The sequence below is a fragment of the Streptomyces flavalbus genome, from assembly GCF_042674625.1.
GTDB lineage: Bacteria > Actinomycetota > Actinomycetes > Streptomycetales > Streptomycetaceae > Streptomyces > Streptomyces flavalbus.
Map to the genome: position 1 here is coordinate 3,866,958 of NZ_JBHTEB010000001.1, position 18,272 is coordinate 3,885,229.

Consider the following 18,272-nt stretch of genomic DNA (forward strand, 5'->3'; position numbering starts at 1 on the left):
CGTCACTGTCCGGGGCTGGCGGTGACGCTTTCGCCGTTTTGGCTGGTCAGCGTGAGGGTGCGGTGGTCGAGCCGGTAGTCGACCGTGGCGTCGAAGAGGCCGAGGAGCCGCTTCTCGGTGTCCATGAGTGAGGCGTCGCACATCCTTCGGGTGGTGGACGGCGTGCCCAGGGTGATGGTGCCGTCGCCGACCGTGGCACGGGCGGTGACCCTGTTGCAGCCGAGGCTGCCGGTGACCTTGCCCGTCCTGTCGTCGAAGGTGAGGTGCGCCTTGCCCTCGGTACCGGCCGGGAGGGACTGGGAGACCTCGCCGCTGCCGACGCCGGTGACGGTCCACCGGGTGCCGTACAGGTCGGCGTCCTTCTCCTCCGTGAGGCGGACGGTGTCGCCGGTGCTGGTGGTGAGGGTGAGGTGGCCGTCGTCGGTGCGGGCCGTGAGGGTGTCGCCGGTGAGGGCGGCGGAGAGCCGCTGCTCGAAGCCCATCGGGACGTCGTCGCAGGCCATCTCGGTGGACGCGGCGTCGGTGATGCGGACGCTGTCGCCGTCGACGGTGGCCTGGGCGCTGAAGTGGTTGCAGCCGAAGTTGCCCTGGGCCCGGCCGCTGTCGTCGATCCGCAGCCGGGCCGAGGCGGGCGCCTTGTGGGTCCTGCCGTCGACGGTGACGCTGTCGACGGTCCAGTGGACGCCGGTCAGGGGCGTGCTGGGGGCGGCCGAGCCGCTGCCGCCGTCGGCCTTCTCGGTGCCGCAGGCGGCTGCGAGGGGGAGCAGGGCGAAAGCGAGAGCCATGGTGGCGGTCTTGCGGTGCGTCGTCTGCCTGTACATGCCGATTCGACGGGGTGGGCGGGGGGTTGGTTCCCGGTCGGTTCCCCCCTCTCAGGACAGCAGGGGCAGCAGGCCGCTGAGGTCGGCGCGCTCGCCGCTCGCGCTCACCTTGGCGTCCGTGACGGCGTCCTGCCAGGTCAGCCGTCCGGTGGCGAGCCTGGTCCAGGTCAGCGGGTCGGTCTCGACGACGTTCGGCGGGGTACCGCGGGTGTGCCGGGGGCCCTCGACGCACTGCACGACGGCGTACGGCGGGATCCGCACCTCCGTGGCACCGCCGGGCGCCTTCGCGGCGAGGGCGTCGGCGAGGAGCCGGGTGCAGGCGGCCAGCGCCTGGCGGTCGTACGGGATGTCGAGGCCGGGCACGGCGGCGTTCAGGTCGTCGGTGTGGACGACGAGTTCGACGGTGCGGGTGACGACGTAGTCCGCCAGCGGCAGCGCGCCCGCGCTGGTGGGGAGCAGCCGGGTGCCGGGGTGGGCGTCGAGGTCGGCGGTGAACCGGCGTTCGACGTCCGCGAGATGGGCGTCGAGGTCCGGGTGCCGTTCGGCCAGGTCACGGGCGTGCCCGGCGATGCGCGGGGCGTCGGCGACGATCGCGGACGGCCAGTCGAGGAGGGCGCCGGTGCGCCGGGCGGGCTCGGGTTCGGCCAGCAGCCGGGACACCGCCGCCAGCGCCATGCCGACGTGCGCCGCCAGCTCCCGTACGGTCCACTCCCCGAGCCGCGTCGGCAGCGCGAGTTGCTCGGGGGTGAGCGTGCGGACGGCCGCCCGGACGTGGCCGTACTGGGTGAGGACGGCGGCGCGGGTCCTGGCGGGGTCGTAGGCGCGGGGGCGTTTCCTGGCGGGTGGCATGGGGTGAGCCTAGGACGTGGGGTGGTCCGGTCGTGGCGAAGGCCCCGCACCGGGCGGGTGCGGGGCCTTCGGGTGCCGGGCGGTCAGGCCAGCAGGGCCGGGATCGTGCCCTCGTGGGCCTCGCGGAGTTCCGCCAGGGTGAGGGTGAACTCGCCCTGGACCTCCACCGTGTCGCCGTCGATGACGCCGATGCGGGTGGCGGGCAGGCCGCGGGCGCCGCACATGTCGTTCAGGCGGACCTCCTCCGAGCGCGGCACGGCGACGATCGCGCGGCCCGCGGACTCGGAGAGCAGGAACGTGAACGCGTCGAGCCCGTCCGGTACGACGAGCCGGGCGCCCTTGCCGCCGAGCAGCGCCGACTCGACGACCGCCTGGATCAGACCGCCGTCGGACAGGTCATGCGCGGCGTCGATCATGCCGTCCCGGGAGGCCGAGATCAGCACCTCGGCCAGCAGCCGCTCGCGCTCCAGGTCGACCTCGGGCGGCAGTCCGCCGAGGTGGTCGTGGACGACCTGCGACCAGGCCGAGCCGCCGAACTCCTCCTTGGTGTCGCCGAGGAGGTAGAGGAGCTGGCCCTCCTCCCGGAAGGCGACCGGGGTGCGGCGGGCGACGTCGTCGATGACGCCGAGGACCGCGACGACCGGCGTCGGGTGGATGGCGGCCTCGCCGGTCTGGTTGTAGAGCGAGACGTTGCCGCCGGTCACCGGGGTGCCGAGCTGCTGGCAGGCGTCCGCGAGGCCGCGTACCGCCTCCGCGAACTGCCACATCACCGCCGGGTCCTCGGGCGAGCCGAAGTTCAGGCAGTCGGAGACGGCGAGCGGCTTGGCGCCGGTCGTCGCCACGTTCCGGTACGCCTCCGCGAGCGCGAGCTGGGCGCCCTTGTACGGGTCCAGCTTGGCGTAGCGGCCGTTGCCGTCGGTGGCGATGGCGACGCCGAGGCCGGTCTCCTCGTCGATGCGGATCATGCCGGAGTCCTCGGGCTGGGCGAGGACGGTGTTGCCCTGCACGAAGTGGTCGTACTGGGACGTGATCCACTTCTTGGACGCCTGGTTCGGGGACGACACCAGCTTCAGGACCTGCGCCTTCAGCTCCTCGGCCGTCTCCGGGCGGGGCAGCTTGTTGGCGTCGTCCGCCTGGAGGGCGTCCTGCCAGGACGGGCGGGCGTAGGGGCGCTCGTAGGTGGGGCCCTCGTGGGCGACCGTGCGCGGGTCGACGTCGACGATCTTCTCGCCGTGCCAGTAGATCTCCAGGCGGTCGCCGTCGGTGACCTCACCGATGACGGTGGCGATGACGTCCCACTTCTCGCAGATGGCGAGGAAGCGGTCGACCTTCTCCGGCTCCACCACCGCGCACATTCTTTCCTGCGACTCCGACATCAGGATCTCCTCGGGGGAGAGCGTCGAGTCGCGCAGGGGTACGTCGTCCAGGGTGACGGTCATGCCGCCGGAGCCGTTGGAGGCCAGTTCGCTGGTCGCGCAGGACAGGCCCGCGGCGCCGAGGTCCTGGATACCGACGACGAGCTTCTCCCGGAACGCCTCCAGGGTGCACTCGATGAGCAGCTTCTCCTGGAAGGGGTCGCCGACCTGGACGGCGGGACGCTTCGACGGCTTGGCGTCGTCGAAGGTCTCACTCGCCAGGATCGACGCGCCGCCGATGCCGTCGCCGCCGGTGCGGGCGCCGTACAGGATGACCTTGTTGCCCGCGCCGGACGCCTTGGCGAGGTGGATGTCCTCGTGCCGCATGACGCCGATGCACCCGGCGTTGACCAGCGGGTTGCCCTGGTAGCAGGGGTCGAAGACGACCTCGCCGCCGATGTTGGGCAGGCCCAGGCAGTTGCCGTAGCCGCCGATGCCCGCGACGACGCCCGGCAGGACGCGCTTGGTGTCGGGGTGGTCGGCGGCGCCGAAGCGCAGCGGGTCGACGACGGCGACCGGGCGGGCGCCCATCGCGATGATGTCGCGGACGATGCCGCCGACGCCGGTCGCGGCGCCCTGGTAGGGCTCCACGTACGACGGGTGGTTGTGCGACTCCACCTTGAAGGTGACGGCGTAGCCCTGGCCGACGTCGACGACGCCCGCGTTCTCACCGATGCCGACGAGGAGGGCGTCGTTCTCGGGGGCCTTCTCGCCGAACTGGCGCAGGTGGACCTTGCTGCTCTTGTACGAGCAGTGCTCGGACCACATCACGGAGTACATGGCGAGTTCGGCGCCGGTGGGGCGGCGGCCGAGGATCTCGACGACCCGCTCGTACTCGTCCTTCTTCAGGCCGAGTTCGGCCCAGGGCAGCTCGACGTCGGGGGTCGCGGCCGCGTGCTCGACCGTGTCCAGAGGCGTCCTGCTCATGCGGTGACCAGCTTCTTGATGATCGAGGTGAAGAACGGCAGGCCGTCGGTGCGGCCGGTGCCGATCAGCGGCTCCACGGCGTGCTCCGGGTGCGGCATCAGACCGACGACGTTGCCCGCCTCGTTGGTGATGCCCGCGATGTCGTTGAGCGAGCCGTTGGGGTTGAAGTCGAGGTACCGGAAGGCGACGCGGCCCTCGGCCTCCAACTGGTCCAGCGTGTACTGGTCGGCGACGTAGCGGCCGTCCATGTTCTTGAGCGGGATGTGGATCTCCTGCCCGCTCTCGTAGTCGCTGGTCCAGGCGGTGGAGGCGTTCTCCACCCGCAGCTTCTGGTCGCGGCAGATGAAGTGCAGGTGGTCGTTGCCGAGCATCCCGCCGGGGAGCAGGTGCGCCTCGGTGAGCACCTGGAAGCCGTTGCAGATGCCGAGCACCGGCAGTCCGGCCTTCGCCTGGTCGATGACGGTCTCCATCACCGGCGAGAAGCGGGAGATGGCTCCGGCGCGCAGATAGTCGCCGTAGGAGAAACCGCCGGGGAGGACCACGGCGTCGACCTGCTTGAGGTCCTTGTCCTTGTGCCAGAGGGCGACGGGTTCCGCGCCCGCGAGCCGGATCGCGCGCTGGGTGTCCCGGTCGTCGAGGCTGCCCGGGAAAGTGACGACGCCAATACGAGCGGTCACTTCACGGCCTCCGCGACTTCCTCCACCTTCACGGTGAAGTCCTCGATCACGGTGTTGGCGAGGAAGGATTCCGCCAGCTCGTGGATGCGGGCGAGCACGGCTTCGTCGACCGGCCCGTCCACTTCCAGTTCGAAACGCTTTCCCTGACGTACGTCGGAGATGCCGTCGAAACCCAGGCGCGGCAGTGCGCGCTGCACCGCCTGGCCCTGGGGGTCGAGGATCTCCGGCTTGAGCATGACGTCGACTACGACGCGTGCCACTGGCACTCCCGGTGGTGTGGTGCTGAGCAGGTTCCTGCCACTGGCTTCAGACAGGTGACTTCAGAGTACCCGCACAAAATTTCTACGCGCGTCGCCTTGTAGGAACCTACGTGATGACCGCCACGGCCTCCCGGCACCCTTGCCCGTCCGCGAAAAGTTCAGGAAAAGCTCCCGGATCGACACCCGATACCTATTGCGCGCGGACACGCGGAAGGATTTAGTCGAGCTTCACATCGCATTGTCGGGCACTGTACAAATGAATTGTCACCGTGCCGTACGAAGGGACCGATATTCGTGGCGCAGAAGGTCGTGGTCACTCTCTTCGACGACATCGACGGCTCGGAAGCGGCGGAAACGATCGCCTTCGGACTCGACGGCAAGTCGTACGAGATCGACCTGAATGAAGCCAATGCCAGCAAACTGCGGAAGGCGCTCGCGCCGTACGTGGAGGCCGGTCGTAAGCGGGCGAAGTCGGGCAAGGCCTACCGGCAGACGGAGGTCGCCCCCGACCCCGCCGCCGTGCGCGCCTGGGCGCAGGCCAACAAGATGGACGTCCCCGCGCGCGGCCGGATTCCCAAGAAGGTCTACGAGGCGTTCGCCGCGGCGCGCTGAGCCCCGACGCCCGGTCAGCCACCCCCTGCGGCAACCGACTTGCGCGGCACCCCCGGTGATCAGCTAGAGTCTGGAGCACGCCGCAGGGCGGGGCCGAAAAGCCCAGCTCACGGAGCGTGCGGGTGTAGTTCAGTAGTAGAACATCCCCCTTCCAGGGGGAAGGCGCAGTGTGCAATTCCTGTCACCCGCTCTGCATCGCCGGTCTGACCACTCTGATGGATCAGGTAGGCTGGTGCTCGCACCGATCAGTGAAAGCTGTTCGGGCGCAGTGCGGACGTAGCTCAGTTGGTAGAGCGCAACCTTGCCAAGGTTGAGGTCGCGAGTTCGAGCCTCGTCGTCCGCTCCAGTTCGTAGAAGTCCCCGGTCCAATGGACCGGGGACTTCTGTTTGTCTCGGAGTCGCGGTTTCTGACATTTGTCATGGGGAGCGGTGACAGCGCGCACTGCCGTCCGCCGGTGGACGCCGGGACGCTGGGGGCATGACGACAAGCGGACACGAGCACGTGATCGAGGTCACTGACCTGCGGCGCGTCTACGGGGGCGGGTTCGAGGCCGTACGCGGGGTGACGTTCCACGTGAAACATGGCGAGGTCTTCGCCCTGCTCGGCACCAACGGGGCGGGCAAGACCTCCACGGTGGAGCTGCTGGAAGGGCTCGCGGCACCGGCCGGGGGGCGGGTGCGAGTGCTCGGGCACGATCCCTACGAGGAGCGGGCCGCCGTACGACCGCGCACCGGGGTGATGTTGCAGGAGGGCGGGTTCCCCTCCGAGCTGACCGTCGCGGAGACGGTACGGATGTGGGCGGGTTGTACGAGCGGGGCGCGGCCCGGCGCGGAGGTGCTCGCGCTGGTCGGACTGGCGGGGAAGACCGACGTACGGGTGAAGCAGTTGTCCGGGGGCGAGCGGCGGCGGCTGGATCTGGCGCTCGCCCTGCTCGGTGAGCCCGAGGTGCTCTTCCTCGACGAGCCGACGACCGGACTGGACGCGGAAGGACGCCGGGACACCTGGGAGTTGGTGCGCGGACTGCGGGACGCCGGTACGACGGTGCTGCTGACCACGCACTACCTGGAGGAGGCGGAGAGCCTCGCCGACCGGCTGGCCATCCTGCACGAGGGGCGGATCGCCGCCGCCGGGACACCGGCCGAGGTGACCGCGGACCGGCCGTCCCGAATCTCCTTCGAACTGCCCGAGGGGTACTTCGTGGGCGATCTGCCGCCCCTCGACGAGCTGGGCGTGTGCGGGCACGAGACGCAGGGGCGGGTCGTACGGCTGCGGACCTTCGCGTTGCAGCGGGCGGCGACCGGGCTGCTGCGGTGGGCGCAGGACGCGCGGGTCGAACTGCGGGGGCTTGACATGCGGTCGGCGTCGCTGGAGGAGGCGTTCCTGGGCATCGCGCGGGAGGCGGCGGAGGCCGACGGCCCTGAGGTGCGGGAGGCCGTGCGATGAGCGGTGTTGTCGGTGGTGTCGGTGGTGTCGGTGGTGTCACCACGCCCAGGAGCCGGATGGCCGCGCTGGCGCGGGCCGAGCTGACGCTGTTCGGGCGGAGCAGGGGGTCGGTCCTCACGGCGCTGCTGGTGCCGCTCGCGCTGCCGTTCACGCTGCGTTCGGCCATGACGGAGATGGACCTGGCGGAGGCCGGGCTCACCGTCGGGCTGGTGCTGCTGCCCGCCTCGATCGGGTTCTCGCTGCTGTTCGCGGTGTACGGCACGCTGGTCGCCGTCTACACGTCCCGGCGTGAGGAGCTGGTGCTCAAGCGGCTGCGGACCGGTGAGCTGCGGGACGCCGAGATCATGACCGGTGCGGCGCTGCCCGCGGTCGCGACCGGGCTCGCGCAGTCGCTGCTGCTGGTGGCCGGGTGCGCGCTGCTGCTCGACCTGCCCTCGCCGCGCGCTCCGCACCTGGCGGTGCTGGGGCTGCTGTTGGGGCTGCCGCTGTGCGCGGCGCTCGCCGCGGCCACCTCGATCGTCACCCGGACCGTGGAGAGCGCCCAGGTCACCACGTTGCCGCTGGTGCTCGGCTCGATGCTCGGCTCCGGGATCGCCGTACCGCTGGAACTGCTGCCCGACCGGGTGGCCTCGGTGTGCGAACTGCTGCCGCTGTCCCCCGCCATCACGCTGGTGCGGGGCGGCTGGACCGGGAGCCTGTCGGGGTACGAGGCGCTGGGCACGGTGGCGACCGCGCTGGCCTGGACGGGGGTCGCGGTGTTTGCTGTACGGCGGTGGTTCCGGTGGGAGCCGCGGCGCTGAGGCGGGGAGTTGAGTGCGGACGTGGGTGGGGCAGGGGGCTGGTGGCGGGGGAAGAGCACCCCGGCGCAGGTGGAGACGTACACCCGGTGGTCGTTCCACTTCTTCGCGGTGATCGAGGTCGCCACGGCCGGGCTGCCCGCCGTCGGACTGACGGGGCCGCGCCTCGGCGGGCTGCTGCTGGCGATGGTGCTGGCTCACGCCGTGCTGGGCGGGGTGACCGCGTCACGGGCCCTGGACTGGACGCGCGGGCGGCGGGAGCAGCCGGTGCGGCTGCTGTGGGCGCTGGGCGTGGTCACCACGGTGATCGGGGTCGCGGCGATCTGGATCTCGGAGCACGGCCCCAAGGGCGAGGACGTCGACGGGGCGACCAGCGCGGTCTTCTCGGCCGTGGTGGTCTTCGGCGTGGGGCTGCTCGCGCTCGGGGTGCGGTCGCGGGTGCGGGTCTTCGGGCTGGTGGTGGGGTTCGCGGCGGGGACGGGGGCGGTGTCGTTCTCGCTCGGGCTGTCCGCGCCCAACGCGCTGGTGTCCTCGCTCGCCATGCTGGTGGGCGGCGGGTTCCTCGCCTTCACGTCCGTCTTCTCCGTCTGGCTGCTGGACGCCGTCTACGCGCTCGACGAGGCCCGCGAGACCCGGACCAGGCTGGCGGTGGCCGAGGAGCGGCTGCGGTTCGGGCGCGATCTGCACGACGTCATGGGGCGCAACCTCGCCGTGATCGCCCTGAAGAGCGAGCTGGCCGTGCAGTTGGCGCGGCGCGGGCGGCCGGAGGCGGTGGAGCAGATGGTCGAGGTCCAGCGGATCGCGCGGGAGTCGCAGCGCGAGGTGCGGGACGTCGTACGGGGGTATCGCGAGGCCGACCTGGAGGTGGAGATCGCCGGGGCGCGCGGGGTGCTCGCGGCGGCGGGCATCGAGTGCGCGGTGTCGGCGGTGCCGGGCGGGCTGCCCGGTGAGGTGCAGTCGGCGTTGGCGTGGGTGGTGCGGGAGGCGACGACGAACGTGCTGCGGCACGGCGACGCCAAGCGGTGTGAGGTGGGGCTGCGGGTGCGGGCGGGGCGGGTGGTGCTGACGGTGGAGAACGACGGCGTGGGCGATTCCGCACCTGGTGCGGGTGGTGGTTCGGGGCTCGCGGGGCTGCGGGAGCGGTTGGCCGTGGTGGGCGGGTCGTTGGAGGCGGGCGCCGCTGGCGGGGACGCGTTCCGGCTGGTGGCCGAGGTCCCGGTCGGGATGGCCGGGGAGGCGACGGCGTGACGGTGCGGCTGCTGCTCGCTGATGACGAGCACCTGATCCGTGGGGCGCTGGCCACGCTGCTGTCGCTGGAGGAGGACCTCGTGGTCGTCGCGGAGGCGGCGAGCGGGCCGGAGGCGTTGGCGATGGCGCGGGCGCACCGGCCCGACGTGGCCGTGCTGGACCTCCAGATGCCCGGGGCGGACGGTGTGAAGGTCGCCACATCGCTGCGCGCGGAGCTCCCAGGCTGCCAGGTGCTGATCGTGACCAGTCACGGTCGGCCGGGGCATCTGAAGCGGGCGCTCGCGGCGGGCGTGCGCGGGTTCGTGCCGAAGACGGTCAGCGCCGAGCGGCTCGCGGAGATCATCCGTACGGTGCACGGCGGAAGCCGTTACGTCGACCCGGAGTTGGCCGCCGACGCGATCGCCGCCGGGGACTCGCCGCTGACCGCGCGGGAGGCGGAGGTCCTGGAGCTGGCCGCCGACGGGGCGCCGGTCGCGGAGATCGCCGAGCGGGCGGCGCTGTCGCAGGGGACGGTGCGGAACTACCTCTCGTCGGCGGTGTCGAAGCTCGGGGTCGAGAGCCGGCATTCGGCAGTACGGCTCGCGCGCGAGCGAGGTTGGGTATAGTTGCTCTCGCGCCACGGCGCAACGCGGACGTAGCTCAGTTGGTAGAGCGCAACCTTGCCAAGGTTGAGGTCGCGAGTTCGAGCCTCGTCGTCCGCTCCAGTTCAACGGGAACCCCGGTCCATCGGACCGGGGTTCCGTCGTTCCTAGCTCCAGCTTGTGCCCGTCAGGCGCTCGTACGCCTCGATGTACTTGGCGCGGGTCGCCGTGACGACCTGCTCGGGCAGTGCGGGCGGGGGCTGCTCGCTCTTGCGGTCCCAGCCGGACTCGGCGGAGGTCAGCCAGTCACGGACGTACTGCTTGTCGTACGACGGCTGCGCGCGGCCCGGCTGCCACGTGTCGGCGGGCCAGAAGCGGGAGGAGTCCGGGGTGAGGACCTCGTCCGCGAGGATCAGCTCGTCGCCCGCGAAGCCGAACTCGAACTTGGTGTCCGCGAGGATGATTCCGCGGTCCCGGGCGATGTCCCGGGCGCGGCTGTACACGGCGAGGGTGGCCTGGCGCAGTTGCGCGGCGGTCTCGGCGCCGACCTGGCGGGCGACCTCCTCGTAGGAGACGTTCTCGTCGTGCTCACCGACCTCCGCCTTGGTCGCGGGCGTGAAGATCGGGGCGGGCAGTTCGGAGCCGTCGACCAGTCCCTCGGGGAGGGCGAGGCCACAGACCGTACGGCTCTGCTGGTACTCGACGAGGCCCGAGCCGGTGAGGTAGCCGCGGGCCACGCACTCCACCGGGACCATCTGGAGGGACCTGCAGACCAGGGTGCGGCCCGCCCAGTCGGCGGGGGCGCCCGTGGGCAGTTCGGTGCTCAGGACATGGCTCGGCACCAGGTCGGCGAGCTGGTCGAACCACCACAGGGAGAGCTGGGTGAGGACGCGGCCCTTGTCGGGGATCTCGGTGGGCAGCACCCAGTCGTAGGCGGAGATGCGGTCGCTGGCGACCATCACGAGGTCGCCCGCCTCGTTCTGGTACAGCTCACGCACCTTTCCGGTGTGCAGGTGCACCAGACCCGGAACCTGGATCGGTTCGGGCTTTTCGACGAATCCGGACACGGTTCCTCCCCGTGGTTCTGTCCAATGGGTCGATTGTCCCGTACCGGTAAGTGATCGCGGACGGCGGGTCAGTCGCGTTTGCAGATGCGGTCCAGGAGGTTCGCGGTGGCCCGCTGGACCCGCGGGTCGACGTGCCCCGGGCGGTCCAGGGACGGCGTCCACGCGAAGGTTCCGGACGCGAACACCCAGGCGCCGGAGGGGGCGCGGTAGAGGGACGTCTCCTGGTGGCGGAGGACGCCGTCGGCGTCGGCGTACGGGGAGTGGGCGAGCAGGATGCGCTCGTCGTGGTCGGGCAGCGGGGCGCGGGGGAAGTAGCGGTCGGCCTCGCCCGCGACCAGGCCGTCGATCGCGTCGCCCTCGTGGGCGCCGGTGGCCTCCCACAGCCAGTGGTCGGCGTTGCGGACGATCAGGGGGTGCGGTTCGGGGACCGGGCCCTGGTACTGGATGCCGAGCAGTTGCTGCTCGGGGCGGTCGACCTCCCGCCACAGCACCGGCTTGCCCGGGCCCCGGCGTTTGCGGCAGGTCAGCAGCCGGTCGGGGACGCCGGAGGCGGACTGGCCCAGCTCCACCTGCCAGTACAGGGTGTTGGCGGAGAGGAAGACCAGGGACGTGCCGTGGTCGCGGGCGCGCTCGACGGCGGCGCGCATGGCGATCGACCAGTGCTCGTCGCGGCCCGGGAAGACCAGGCCGCGGTACCGGGTGGGGTCGATGCGGCCGGAGTGCAGGTCGCGGGCCTCGGCGTAGGCGAGGTCGTAGCCGTAGCGCTCGGCCCAGCGGACGAAGTCGTAGGCGTGCCCGATGTGCAGCGGCAGGCCAGCGCCCGCGTACGGGCGGTCGAAGGAGACGGTGGTCGCGGCGTCGGCCTCGCCGAGCAGCCGCCCCTCCTCGTCCCAGGCGTGGTAGAGGCTGGCGCCGGTGCGGCCGTCCTCCGGGTAGAGGTTGTACGCCTGCCAGGTCACGTCCGGCAGCACCAGGAGCAGGTCGGCCGGGTGGTCGTCGCGGACCGTGAAGGGGACGTGCGAGCGGTAGCCGTCGGCGGTGGTGAGGACGGCGACGTACGCGCCGACGTTCCAGTACGTCGGGATCTGCAGCCGCCAGGAGAGCCACCAGTGGTGGCAGGAGACCGTGCGGTCGGCGGTGAGCGGCGAGGGCTGGACGATCCCGGAGAGGCGGGGGCTGGAGGTGATCTTGGCGGCGCCGTCACCGGCGTAGTGGCCGATGCGGTAGACGTCGACGGCGAACTCCTGGGGTGGGTCGACGGTGACGTGGAAGTCGATGGCGTCGCCCGGGGCGACCGCGCCGGTGGCGGTGAAGCCCTTGATCTGGCGGTGCACGTCGTCGGCGGCCCGGGGGAACGGGACCCGGGGGGTGGCGGAGCGGGACCGCGGGGGGTGGGGGGCGGTGTCGGAGGGGTCGGGCCGGTCCACGTACCAGGGGACCGGGCGGCCGGTGTCGTCGGCGTGCGTCACGTCGCCGCGGAGCCAGGGGACCGGGCCCTGGCCGAAGGGATCTGTCGCCGCGTGTGCCAGCGCGCCCGACTCCCAGCGGCGGATCTTCTCCGACCCCATGGTTGCGTCCCTCCCTTGCCCCCGTGGGTGTGGTGTTCCGGGCGGATGCGACACAAGCGACCGGCGTCGGCTGTCGTATGTCGTACGCCTTTGCCTGTCGTACGCCTTTGCCTGTCGTACGCCTTCGCCGTGTGCGCGTTCGGTCCCAGCACATCACATTGCGCACGCGGACTGTCACTGGTCGTTGCGAATTGACCCAAAGTGGAAGGTGAGGTTCCGGATGGTCAGACGAGGCGGACCGGTTTCTCCGGGCGTATCCCCGTCTCCGTCAGCCACTCGCGCAGCGGTGTCGGGTCGCCGTCCTCCAGGAGGCTGAGGACCCTCGGGGTGAGGTCGGCGGCGCGTTCGCCCTTGAGGAGGAGGGAGGGGCCGTCGAGCCAGTCGAGGCCCGGGGTGGCGCCCGCGGTGTCCATGGCGGCGCAGCAGACCATCGCCGTGACGTGGTCGGCGAGCAGCTCGCGCGGGGTGCGGGGTGGCTGGAGGGGGAAGAGGGGGAGGGCGCCGTCGCCCCAGAGGTCGGGGTCGGGGGAGCCCGCGGTTCCGGCGGGGCCGGTGGGGCCGCCGAGGGCCGGGGCGTTCGCCGCCGCGGCGGCTTCCTCGCGGGCCAGCTCGGCGCTGAGTCCTTCGGCTAGGGCGGCGCAGCGGGTGGTGGGGTCGGGGGTGGGGGTGGGCGTAGGGGTGGGCGTGGGAGTGGCTGTGGGCGCGAGGGCGGCCGTTGGCGGGGTGGGGTCGGCCGCGGTTCCGTTGGCGTCAGGTCCGTTGGCCTCCCCCGCGTCCTCCTGGTACTCCCGCGCCGACAGGTGGTCGACGATGCGGGCCAGCGTGGGGCCCGCGGAGCCCGGGGTGGTGCGGCGGACGCCGAGGGTGTCCAGGACGCGGTGGAGCCGGGCGGCGTCGGTGCGCCACTTGCGGTCGACGACCTCGTCCGGGTAGTCCTCCCACTCCACCGGCGCCCAGTCGGGCCCGGGTCCGGCGGGGCCGCCGTGGAAGAGCCGGGCGGCGAGGAGCGACGCGGCCTCGTCCACCGTGCCGGGCTCTTCCAGCAGGTCACAGGCGGGACGCTCACCCAGCCGGGAGGCGAACCCCTCGGCCAGCCGGTCCCGTCGGGACAGCTCGGTGAGGGCGGCCACGACGCCCGCGTCCAGCCGGGACGGCCAGCGGCCCATCCGCCAGGCGGGCAGCGCCACCCGGGTCAGCAGCCGGTCCCAGCCCGCGTAGGCGAGGCCGACCTGTTCCTGGGCGACGATCCGCAGCCCGTAGTCCACGGCCTGGGCACGCTCGGCCGCCGCGGCGGCGACCCCGCGCTCCATCTCGGCCGCGTGTTCCCGGCAGCCCCGCAGCAGCAGCCGGGCCACCCAGCCGACGCCCGCGTACAGCGGACGCAGCGGCGGCCGGGGCCGGGCGCCGACGCCCCGGGCGGGTGCCGAGGCGACGGCGACCGCCGCGTCCAGGCCCCGCAGGAAACGCCGGGCCGCGGCTATGTCGGGGTGCGCCGACGGCCCCGTACCCGCGACGACCGGGGCGAGGACCGCGCGCAGCTCACCCACCCGCATCCACCACAGGAACGGCGAGCCGATGACGAGGACCGGGGCGGCGCTCGTACGGCGCTGGCCGCGCGCCGGGTCCCGCTGGTCGTCGGGCGGGCCGTGCGCCGGATGGGTGCGGTCCTCCAGCCAACTGTCGCAGTCCGGGGTGAGCGCTATGGCCGAGGGGGCGGGCACGTCGAGGCGGTCGGCGAGGTCACGGACCATCCGGTACAGGTCGGGGGCGGCCTCCTCCAGGATCGGGACCGTCGGGCTCACGGCGGGCCGGGCCCGCGCGATGACCAGCGCGATACCGCCCGCCGCCAGCAGCACGACCGCCGCGGCCAGGCCCACGGCCCACCGGGCGGCGTCCCAGCCGCCGCCGACGAGGTGGCCGGTGGAACCGCCCGCGAAGAGGATCACGGCAGCGGCGGCGGGCAGCAGGGCCACGGCCAGCGCCCGGCTGCGCACCCGCAGCACGGCCAGGGCACGGGCCCGCGCTGACTGCGCACCCGCGTCCACACCCATACCGGTCACGACCGGTCGTCACCCCCTCCCTGCTGTCCTGTACGACGACTCGTACGACGGCACGTACCGCGGCTCGTACGGCGCCCGCCGTGACGCTGTCCGTCACGGTGGTCGCCGCCGACTGCCCTGGCGTTGCTCACTCCCCCACTGTGGCACCCGCCACTGACATCGCAATGCCGGTGGGCCAAGTGCCGGAACGCTTGCGCCGCACCCTAGTTGGGGGTCCGGCCCCCGTCAGCCGGATGGGGCATTGGTCACTCGATGGAATGGCTTTGGGGAAAGGTGGCTGACGCCGGGCAAGGACCGGGCCCCGGAGTCCTGAGGGATTCCGGGGCCCGTGGGGATGCCTGCTGACCTGCGCGGTTACTCGCCCGCCGCCGCCTTCGCCGCGATGTCCGTACGGTGCTGGGAGCCGTCGAGGCGGATCCGGCCGACGGCCTCGTAGGCACGCTCCCGGGCCTGCGCGAGGTCCTTGCCGGTGGCGGTGACGGACAGCACCCGGCCGCCCGCGCTGACCACCGCGTCACCGTCGCGCCGGGTGCCCGCGTGGAGCACGTACGCGTGCGGGGCGTCTGTGGCGGCCACCTCGTCGAGGCCGGTGATCGGGTCGCCGGTGCGGGGGGTGCCGGGGTAGTTGTGCGACGCGATGACGACGGTGACGGCCGCGTCGTCGCTCCAGCGCAGGGGTTCGAGGTCGGCGAGGTTGCCGGTGGCGGCGGCCATCAGGATCCCGGCGAGCGGGGTCTTCAGGCGGGCCAGCACGACCTGCGTCTCCGGGTCGCCGAAACGGGCGTTGAACTCGATCACCCGCACCCCGCGCGAGGTGATCGCGAGCCCGGCGTACAGCAGCCCGGAGAACGGCGTGCCGCGCCGCCGCATCTCGTCGACGGTCGGCTGGAGGACCGTCTCCAGCACCTCGTCCACCAGCTTCGGATCGGCCCAGGGCAGCGGGGAGTACGCGCCCATGCCGCCGGTGTTCGGGCCCTCGTCGCCGTCCAGGGCGCGCTTGAAGTCCTGCGCGGGCCGCAGCGGGACGACCGTCTCGCCGTCGGTGACGGCGAACAGCGACACCTCCGGTCCGTCGAGGAACTCCTCGATGACGACGCGCTCACAGGCGGCGGCGTGCGCCTTCGCCGCGTCGAGGTCGGACGTGACGACGACGCCCTTGCCCGCGGCGAGACCGTCGTCCTTGACGACGTACGGCGCGCCGAAGGCGTCCAGCGCCCGGGCGACCTCTTCGGGTGTCGTACACACGTACGACCGCGCGGTGGGCACCCCGGCACCCGCCATCACTTCCTTGGCGAACGCCTTGGACCCCTCCAGCGCCGCGGCCTCCTTGGAGGGGCCGAACACCGGGATCCCCGCCTCGCGCACGGCGTCGGCCACCCCCGCGACGAGGGGCGCCTCCGGGCCTACGACGACCAGTTCGGCGCCGAGCTTCGTGGCGAGCGTGGAGACGGCCGCGCCGTCCAGGGCGTCGACCTGGTGCAGCTCGGCGACCTCCGCGATACCGGCGTTGCCGGGGGCGCAGTGCAGCGCGGTGACCGCGGGGTCGAGGGACAGTGAGCGGCACAGGGCGTGTTCGCGGGCGCCGCTGCCGATGACGAGGACCTTCACGGGGTCAGCCTAACGGCAGCGGGCGGCGCGCTTTGTGCGGGCCGCCGAGGGGGCCGGGGTGGAGGGGTTGGGGTTTCCTCCAAGGAGGGGGCGGCTGGACTACTCGTTGGTGAGTTCCTCCACCACGGTCGCTCCCAGTTCCCGCACGATCAGCTCCTGACCGGAGAGGGCCGACTCGTCGAGGTCGGGGTCGTCGTCCTCGGGGATGTCGTCCTCTGGGGACACGGGGTCCGGAACGGCGGCGGGGGCGGGGGCGGGGGCAGGTCTGGGTGCCGGGGGAGGCGGGGGGCTGGCGGCCGGGGCCGGGGCGGGGGTGGACTGCGGAGGCGTGGGGCGCTGGGGAGGCGTGGCGCCGCCGCCACTGGAGGTGCCGTAGCCGCTGGGGGCGCTGGACGCGCCGCTGGGGGCGGGCCCGGAGGGGGCTGGCGGTGCCGAGCCGCCGCCGGACGGGTCGACGACGGCCTCCACCTTCCAGTGCACGTTGAACTGCTCGACCAGCGCCTGCCGCAGTACGTCCTCACTGCCGCTGCTGGCGAAGTTGTCCCGGGCGCCGGAGTTGACGAAGCCGAGCTGGAGGGTGGTGCCGTCGAAGCCGGTGACCTGGGCGTTCTGGCTGAGGAGGATCCAGGTGAAGCGGCGCCGGTTCTTGACGGCTTCGAGGATGTTGGGCCAGAGGGTGCGGGGGTCGAGCCCGCCGGAGGCGGGGGCGGCGGCGGGCGTGGGAGATGGCGCGGCTGGTGCGGCTGGTGCGGCTGCCGCAGGGGCCGTCGCGGGCGCCGGGGGACGGGTGTCACCACCCCCGGCCGGGGCGTTGGTGGTGGGCCAGCCGCCCGGCCGTCGGCCACCGCTGCCCGCCGTGGTGGCGGTGGGCCAGGCGCCGGGGGCGGGAGCGGACTGTGAGGGGGCGGCAGGCGCCGTACTCGGCACGGCTGGAGCCGCCTGCTCGACAGGAGCACTGGGGGCGCTGGGCACACTGGGCGCGGCAGCGGCCGTAGGAGAGGGACTCGGGGAGGCGGCCCCCGGGCCCCCCCGCACCGCGGCCCGCGCGGCAGCGGCACCGCCACCCGGAACGGTCGCGTCCCCCCCGTGCGCCCCAGGCTCGGGCACGTACGCCATCGGAGGCGCACCGGCCCCGGTGGAGAAGTTGATGCCACGCTCCAGCCGGTCGAGGCGGGCCATCACGGACCGCTCGTCGCCGTAGGCGGCGGGCAGCATGACGCGGGCGCAGATCAGTTCGAGCTGGAGGCGGGGCGAGTTGGCACCGCGCATCTCGGTGAGGCCCTCGTTGACGATGTCGGCGGCGCGGGTCAGCTCGGCGGGCCCGAAGGACTGGGCCTGGGCCTGCATCCGCTCGACGACGTCGGCGGGGTAGTCGAGGAGCCCCTTCTCCGCGGCGTCGGGCACGGCGGCGAGGATGACGAGGTCACGCAGCCGCTCCAGCAGGTCGGCGACGAACCGCCGGGGGTCGTTGCCCCCCTCGATCACCCGGTCGACGACCTCGAAGGCGGCGGCGCCGTCACCGGAGGCGAAGGCTTCGACGACGGAGTCGAGGAGCGAGCCGTCGGTGTACCCGAGGAGGGAGGTGGCCATGGCGTAGGTCACACCGTCGGCACCGGCACCGGCGAGGAGCTGGTCCATGACGGACATGGAGTCACGTACGGACCCGGCCCCGGCGCGCACGACCAGCGGCAGCACACCCTCCTCGACGGGGATGTCCTCCTTCTGGCACACCTGGCCGAGGTAGTCACGCAGGGTCCCTGGCGGCACCAGCCGGAACGGGTAGTGGTGGGTCCGCGACCGGATGGTCCCGATGACCTTCTCGGGCTCGGTCGTGGCGAAGATGAACTTCAGATGCTCCGGCGGCTCCTCGACGACCTTGAGCAGCGCGTTGAAACCGGCCGACGTGACCATGTGGGCCTCGTCGATGATGTAGATCTTGTACCGGCTGCGGGCGGGCCCGAAGAACGCCTTCTCGCGCAGGTCACGGGCGTCGTCCACACCACCGTGCGAGGCGGCGTCGATCTCGATGACGTCGATGGAGCCGGGCCCGTTGCGCGCGAGGTCGCGACAGGAGTCGCACTCCCCGCAGGGGGTCGGCGTCGGCCCCTTCTCGCAGTTCAGACAGCGGGCCAGGATGCGCGCGCTGGTCGTCTTGCCACAGCCGCGCGGACCGCTGAACAGGTACGCGTGATTGACCCGGTTGTTCCGCAGCGCCTGCTGCAGCGGGTCGGTGACATGCTCCTGCCCGATGACCTCGGCGAAGGACTCCGGGCGGTAGCGGCGGTACAACGCAAGAGACGACACGCATACGAGGTTATAGGCGCCCACTGACAACCGA

The 18,272-nt window shown here is 72.5% G+C and carries 15 protein-coding genes and 3 tRNA genes; 8 read left to right on the forward strand and 10 right to left on the reverse strand.

All coding sequences use genetic code 11. From position 1 onward, the window contains the following. Positions 1–2 precede the first annotated feature (2 nt). From ACFQZ6_RS17330 to purS, 5 genes are all read right to left on the reverse strand, one after another. A complete protein-coding gene (locus ACFQZ6_RS17330; protein WP_381609910.1) occupies positions 3–785 on the reverse strand; it encodes an META domain-containing protein in 783 nt (260 codons plus the stop codon). Between the two features lie 87 nt (positions 786–872). Further along, a complete protein-coding gene (locus ACFQZ6_RS17335; RefSeq protein WP_381609913.1) occupies positions 873–1,670 on the reverse strand; it encodes a maleylpyruvate isomerase family mycothiol-dependent enzyme in 798 nt (265 codons plus the stop codon). Between the two features lie 83 nt (positions 1,671–1,753). Beyond that, on the reverse strand, positions 1,754–4,012 hold the full coding sequence (gene purL, locus ACFQZ6_RS17340; RefSeq protein WP_381609917.1) for a phosphoribosylformylglycinamidine synthase subunit PurL: 2,259 nt from the start codon (positions 4,010–4,012) through the stop codon (positions 1,754–1,756). Next, the gene (gene purQ / locus ACFQZ6_RS17345; protein ID WP_381609920.1) at positions 4,009–4,689 is read right to left on the reverse strand and encodes a phosphoribosylformylglycinamidine synthase subunit PurQ; all 681 of its coding nucleotides are present in this window, start codon (positions 4,687–4,689) and stop codon (positions 4,009–4,011) included. Before purQ ends, purL begins: the two co-directional genes overlap by 4 nt. After that, on the reverse strand, positions 4,686–4,949 hold the full coding sequence (purS, locus tag ACFQZ6_RS17350; protein WP_210925980.1) for a phosphoribosylformylglycinamidine synthase subunit PurS: 264 nt from the start codon (positions 4,947–4,949) through the stop codon (positions 4,686–4,688). Before purS ends, purQ begins: the two co-directional genes overlap by 4 nt. Before the next feature lie 294 nt (positions 4,950–5,243). Between purS and ACFQZ6_RS17355 the strand changes: the two genes are divergently transcribed. The 8 genes from ACFQZ6_RS17355 to ACFQZ6_RS17390 all read left to right on the forward strand — a co-directional run bounded on the left by ACFQZ6_RS17355 (position 5,244) and on the right by ACFQZ6_RS17390 (position 9,754). After that, positions 5,244–5,561: a histone-like nucleoid-structuring protein Lsr2 gene (locus ACFQZ6_RS17355; RefSeq protein ID WP_360220664.1), complete on the forward strand. Its 318-nt coding sequence runs from the start codon at positions 5,244–5,246 to the stop codon at positions 5,559–5,561. A gap of 118 nt (positions 5,562–5,679) precedes the next feature. Next, a tRNA-Gly gene (locus ACFQZ6_RS17360) sits at positions 5,680–5,751 on the forward strand. Positions 5,752–5,831: 80 nt separating this feature from the next. Further along, a tRNA-Gly gene (locus ACFQZ6_RS17365) sits at positions 5,832–5,907 on the forward strand. A gap of 132 nt (positions 5,908–6,039) precedes the next feature. After that, entirely contained in the window at positions 6,040–7,005 is a 966-nt protein-coding gene (locus tag ACFQZ6_RS17370) for an ABC transporter ATP-binding protein (protein ID WP_381609924.1), read from the forward strand. Continuing rightward, a complete protein-coding gene (locus ACFQZ6_RS17375) occupies positions 7,002–7,805 on the forward strand; it encodes an ABC transporter permease (RefSeq protein ID WP_381609927.1) in 804 nt (267 codons plus the stop codon). Before ACFQZ6_RS17370 ends, ACFQZ6_RS17375 begins: the two co-directional genes overlap by 4 nt. Before the next feature lie 21 nt (positions 7,806–7,826). Further along, positions 7,827–9,050 (forward strand): sensor histidine kinase, encoded by a 1,224-nt coding sequence (locus ACFQZ6_RS17380; RefSeq protein ID WP_381609930.1) that lies wholly within the window; start codon positions 7,827–7,829, stop codon positions 9,048–9,050. A gap of 2 nt (positions 9,051–9,052) precedes the next feature. Continuing rightward, the gene (locus ACFQZ6_RS17385) at positions 9,053–9,655 is read left to right on the forward strand and encodes a response regulator (RefSeq protein WP_381618384.1); all 603 of its coding nucleotides are present in this window, start codon (positions 9,053–9,055) and stop codon (positions 9,653–9,655) included. A gap of 23 nt (positions 9,656–9,678) precedes the next feature. Continuing rightward, positions 9,679–9,754, forward strand: a tRNA-Gly gene (locus tag ACFQZ6_RS17390). A gap of 44 nt (positions 9,755–9,798) precedes the next feature. Here ACFQZ6_RS17390 and ACFQZ6_RS17395 read toward each other — a convergent pair. From ACFQZ6_RS17395 to ACFQZ6_RS17415, 5 genes are all read right to left on the reverse strand, one after another. Beyond that, positions 9,799–10,698 (reverse strand): phosphoribosylaminoimidazolesuccinocarboxamide synthase, encoded by a 900-nt coding sequence (locus tag ACFQZ6_RS17395; RefSeq protein ID WP_381609932.1) that lies wholly within the window; start codon positions 10,696–10,698, stop codon positions 9,799–9,801. Positions 10,699–10,766: 68 nt separating this feature from the next. Next, positions 10,767–12,266, reverse strand: coding sequence for a N,N-dimethylformamidase beta subunit family domain-containing protein (locus ACFQZ6_RS17400; protein ID WP_381609935.1), 1,500 nt, complete (start codon positions 12,264–12,266; stop codon positions 10,767–10,769). 224 nt (positions 12,267–12,490) lie between these two features. Then, positions 12,491–14,317, reverse strand: coding sequence for a hypothetical protein (locus ACFQZ6_RS17405; protein ID WP_381618387.1), 1,827 nt, complete (start codon positions 14,315–14,317; stop codon positions 12,491–12,493). A gap of 363 nt (positions 14,318–14,680) precedes the next feature. Next, on the reverse strand, positions 14,681–15,934 hold the full coding sequence (purD, locus tag ACFQZ6_RS17410; RefSeq protein WP_381609938.1) for a phosphoribosylamine--glycine ligase: 1,254 nt from the start codon (positions 15,932–15,934) through the stop codon (positions 14,681–14,683). Positions 15,935–16,033: 99 nt separating this feature from the next. Further along, positions 16,034–18,238, reverse strand: a complete 2,205-nt coding sequence (locus ACFQZ6_RS17415) for a DNA polymerase III subunit gamma and tau (protein WP_381609941.1) — start codon at positions 18,236–18,238, stop codon at positions 16,034–16,036. Positions 18,239–18,272 lie beyond the last annotated feature (34 nt).

Bases quoted from the DNA above. Each gene is read 5' to 3' on its own strand.
- ACFQZ6_RS17335 (WP_381609913.1), bottom strand. From the start codon at position 1,670: ATGCCACCCGCCAGGAAACGCCCCCGCGCCTACGACCCCGCCAGGACC.
- ACFQZ6_RS17405 (WP_381618387.1), bottom strand. From the start codon at position 14,317: ATGGGTGTGGACGCGGGTGCGCAGTCAGCGCGGGCCCGTGCCCTGGCC.
- ACFQZ6_RS17370 (WP_381609924.1), top strand. From the start codon at position 6,040: ATGACGACAAGCGGACACGAGCACGTGATCGAGGTCACTGACCTGCGG.
- ACFQZ6_RS17330 (WP_381609910.1), bottom strand. From the start codon at position 785: ATGGCTCTCGCTTTCGCCCTGCTCCCCCTCGCAGCCGCCTGCGGCACC.
- purL (WP_381609917.1), bottom strand. From the start codon at position 4,012: ATGAGCAGGACGCCTCTGGACACGGTCGAGCACGCGGCCGCGACCCCC.
- ACFQZ6_RS17375 (WP_381609927.1), top strand. From the start codon at position 7,002: ATGAGCGGTGTTGTCGGTGGTGTCGGTGGTGTCGGTGGTGTCACCACG.
- ACFQZ6_RS17400 (WP_381609935.1), bottom strand. From the start codon at position 12,266: ATGGGGTCGGAGAAGATCCGCCGCTGGGAGTCGGGCGCGCTGGCACAC.